4 protein-coding genes are annotated in these 3,331 nt (G+C 36.2%); all 4 read right to left on the reverse strand.

All coding sequences use genetic code 11. The annotated features are described in order from the left end of the window. Positions 1-132: 132 nt before the first annotated feature. Positions 133-1,086, reverse strand: a complete 954-nt coding sequence (locus tag HMPREF9073_RS05690; protein ID WP_009413052.1) for a hypothetical protein — start codon at positions 1,084-1,086, stop codon at positions 133-135. Positions 1,087-1,114: 28 nt separating this feature from the next. Beyond that, entirely contained in the window at positions 1,115-1,723 is a 609-nt protein-coding gene (locus HMPREF9073_RS05695; RefSeq protein WP_009413053.1) for a hypothetical protein, read from the reverse strand. 151 nt (positions 1,724-1,874) lie between these two features. Further along, complete coding sequence (locus HMPREF9073_RS05700) at positions 1,875-2,372, reverse strand: YfbM family protein (RefSeq protein ID WP_009413054.1); 498 nt, start codon at positions 2,370-2,372, stop codon at positions 1,875-1,877. A 98-nt stretch (positions 2,373-2,470) separates the two neighbouring features. Then, positions 2,471-3,169: a WG repeat-containing protein gene (locus HMPREF9073_RS05705; RefSeq protein ID WP_009413055.1), complete on the reverse strand. Its 699-nt coding sequence runs from the start codon at positions 3,167-3,169 to the stop codon at positions 2,471-2,473. Positions 3,170-3,331 lie beyond the last annotated feature (162 nt).

Here is a 3,331-nt window from a genome sequence, read left to right on the forward strand (position 1 = left end):
GAGCAAATTTGGTGTGAGCTACAAGCTCTATTTAGTAGGCACGAGCTAGAAGCTCGCGCCAGCGGGGGAGGTAAGAGATAAGAAAATAGGCTTTGGCTAAGTCCCAAAACTTAGCCAAAGCCTATTATAACCTTACTTTATTCTGCAATTGGTGGCTTCTGCTGCTTCGCAGATGAAATTGTAGAGTGTTTGGCTAAATTCAGTATCTTCTGGACGATTAAATGAAACGTCATTGGGATGAGCCACTCTGTAAGGGGCTGTAATATGTGGAGCGTAGAATAATTTTACCCATTTTATTAATTTCTCTTTTAAGGGACTTTCATTGCTTTGAATTTGGGTTAGTAAACATTCATAAAATTCATCGGTTACCTTAAAAACACAATTCCTTTCAGAAGGTTTCACTTTATCTAAATAGCAATAAGCCCAGAAATTACACTGTATCATTTCTGCTTGAGAGAAATCTATATTTTCCATTCGGTTATCTACTTTTTCAGGTAAAATAGGTTCTTTTTGCGAAGTAAAGTCTCTTACTCCCCAGAAAGAAGTATCATAAAGTACACCTTCAAAGGTACAATTTTTTAAGGACGAATACCAAAATTTAGTTTTGTAAATATCACCAATGAATAAACAATCTTCTATCAGCTTACAGTTAAAATCTAAGCGTACATTCTTTTTGATATCAGAAAAGAGGCAGTCTTTAATGACTGCTTGGAGGAAGCCAACACCTTTGTATTTGCAATTGATAAAACAACACGATAGGAATGTAGCCCCTCGTCCACAAAGGGGAGTATATTCACTCTGCTGAAAAGAGCTTTCATCAAAAATTACGCGGTTTATTAGAGGAGTAAAAGTTTCGGTTTCTGCAATTTGAAAGTTTTGCCATAGCGAACCTGAGAAATCAGAATTATTAAGAGAAACGTTGATACATTCACCTTTACCAATGAGTTTGATACCGCGAAAATCTTGTAAGTCATCGTCTATTGTAGTACCAAAAGGAGACACACTAAGATTTTGGGTTGCTGTAAGCACCTCTTGTAAAGTGGGATAAACATCCCAACGTTTTTTGAGTTTTATGGGTATTGCCATAGGATTAATTTGCTAATTTGCCAATTCTCTAATTTTTCTTATCTTTCCAAACATCGGGATTGAAGTAGTAAGTAAGTCCTACTTGGTAGACTACATTTTTAGGTTCGTAGCGGAAAGGGTATTCACGCGTATAATCATCTTTTGTAACACTCCATCGTCCGCCTTTGATACGTGCTTCAAGAGAAAGTTGTGGATTGAGGTATATTTCAAGTCCCATAAATCCAGCGATGTCCATCATACGTTGGTCGGGGATTTGAGCATCCTTGCTTAGAGCAAAATCAAGAGAGCCTCCGCAATCTAAGCGCATTCCTTTAAAAAATCTAAAACTCATTACATACCCCACTGATAGATAAGGGATAGAGTAGGAAGTGTTGATACCTTTTTCGGAGTATTTGTATTTACTACCTTGACCTGAGTAGGTGAGCTCAAATTTACCTGCAAGAAATTCGTATACATAGTCGGTATAGACAAATCCGAAGTAAGGTTTTTGAACGGGATCGTAATCGCCATCACCTCTGAAAGAAAGGTTAGCAAAGTTTATCCCACCTTTAGCACTCAAGGTACTATAGCGCAACCAATCATTTTGTGCTTGTGTGGTAAGGCTTAAGAGCAAAAACAAAGAAGTGATATATTTCATAGTTGATTTACTAATTAGCTAATTATAGGACAAAAGTAGAGTATAATGAGCAAATTTGGTGTGAGCTACAAGCTCTATTTATAGTAGGCACGAGCTACAAGCTTGCGCCAGCGGAGGACTTTTTGAATTTAATATGTTAAGACTTAAAAAATTATCCAACAGTAGAAACGATTGCCTCTCCATTACTTGCAGCTGTAGCAAAAAAAGATCGAAGTATTTGAAAATAGTCATACAAGTACTCAAAAACCTCCTCACTCCATTCATCAAATGCATACAATTTTTCGTCTTGACTCATCACTTCAGGATCGTAGTTTTTTCTAAAATCTACCTTGGTAATTGGGGCTATTTTTTTGTAAATACCTGCTACTTGTTCAGGGGTAAGATAAGAAGGGGTTCCGAGATCTCTAATTGCTTCCTCATCAAAATACTGTTCGCTAAAGATAATGCGATTTATGCTATCTACTGGTTGCTCAGGACTCCCTTTTACAAAAGATTTTCCTGTGAGAAGGTACATAATTCCGCTCCAAGCCCTATCAATATCAATAGAACGGGTATCATCATCCTCTCTGTTGTAATAAAGAGCTGGATTTTCTAAATAACTTTGTAATTGCTGCTTAGAAATTCGAGACAAATACATAATGAAACTCATAACTTAATTAGATTTTTAAATTAACAACTACAAAGGTAGTGTATAATTAGTAAATTTGGAAATTAGGTGAAAAATTAATAATACATTGATAATCAATATTATAAAAAATTACCTTTCTTATCAATAGTCAGTTCTTTGCCATTTTTGATGAGCATATAGTAATAATCTTCCCATTCTTCGGTAGGTTCCGAATAAGGCTCGGCGTGTTCATATTCAAATGGGAGTTTTGTATTTCCTTTTTTGTCAATCATTCCCCATTTGCCCTTGTATTTCACCATTGCGTAACCACTTTCGTTAAAATGATCTGCGTCATCGTATACAAATGGCAGTACAAGCTCTCCTTTAGGATTTAAAAAACCGTAATACCCTCTATTTTTGGCAAATGCCAAACCTTGGTAAAACACATCAATTTCGTCAAACCAAGGGGTAAGACTTTTGTTGTGGATATCCAAAAGTTGATAACTATCGTTCAGTTTTACCACAAATACGCCCTGTGAATACCAAATAAAATCATACTTAGCAGGGATGATTTCCTCACCTGAAGGCTTGATGATTCCTCTTAAATTGTTGATAGTAACATCGTAAAAAGGCATATCTTGAGGGGGATTGGTATCGATATAATCGTATTTCACGGGGGTGATTTCCAATCCTTTAGGGTTTACAAGTCCGTATTTATCACCTTTGCGCACCATCATATTCTCGGTGCGTGTGGGGAGTACTTCATCGTACTGTTTGCGCCAATCGCTGTTACAAGCTACACAGCATAGCGCTAAGGTTGTTATTAAGATTTTTTTCATTATATTGTTTATTTTGGTTATTCTATTAAAAATATATTGATTATCAGTTTTATAGCCCCCGTTCCCCCGAAGGGGGACAAGCCGGAAAAAGAGACTTTTATGATAACTCTCAAAATACTCTTACAAAAAAACTACAAAAGCTATTGATAATCAGAGTAATCA

It is taken from the genome of Capnocytophaga sp. oral taxon 326 str. F0382, from assembly GCF_000318295.1.
GTDB lineage: Bacteria > Bacteroidota > Bacteroidia > Flavobacteriales > Flavobacteriaceae > Capnocytophaga > Capnocytophaga periodontitidis.

What these genes read in the sequence shown, in the direction of transcription:
- HMPREF9073_RS05690 (WP_009413052.1), bottom strand. Translation starts at nt 1,086, where the DNA reads ATGGCAATACCCATAAAACTCAAAAAACGTTGGGATGTTTATCCCACT.
- HMPREF9073_RS05695 (WP_009413053.1), bottom strand. Translation starts at nt 1,723, where the DNA reads ATGAAATATATCACTTCTTTGTTTTTGCTCTTAAGCCTTACCACACAA.
- HMPREF9073_RS05700 (WP_009413054.1), bottom strand. Translation starts at nt 2,372, where the DNA reads ATGAGTTTCATTATGTATTTGTCTCGAATTTCTAAGCAGCAATTACAA.
- HMPREF9073_RS05705 (WP_009413055.1), bottom strand. Translation starts at nt 3,169, where the DNA reads ATGAAAAAAATCTTAATAACAACCTTAGCGCTATGCTGTGTAGCTTGT.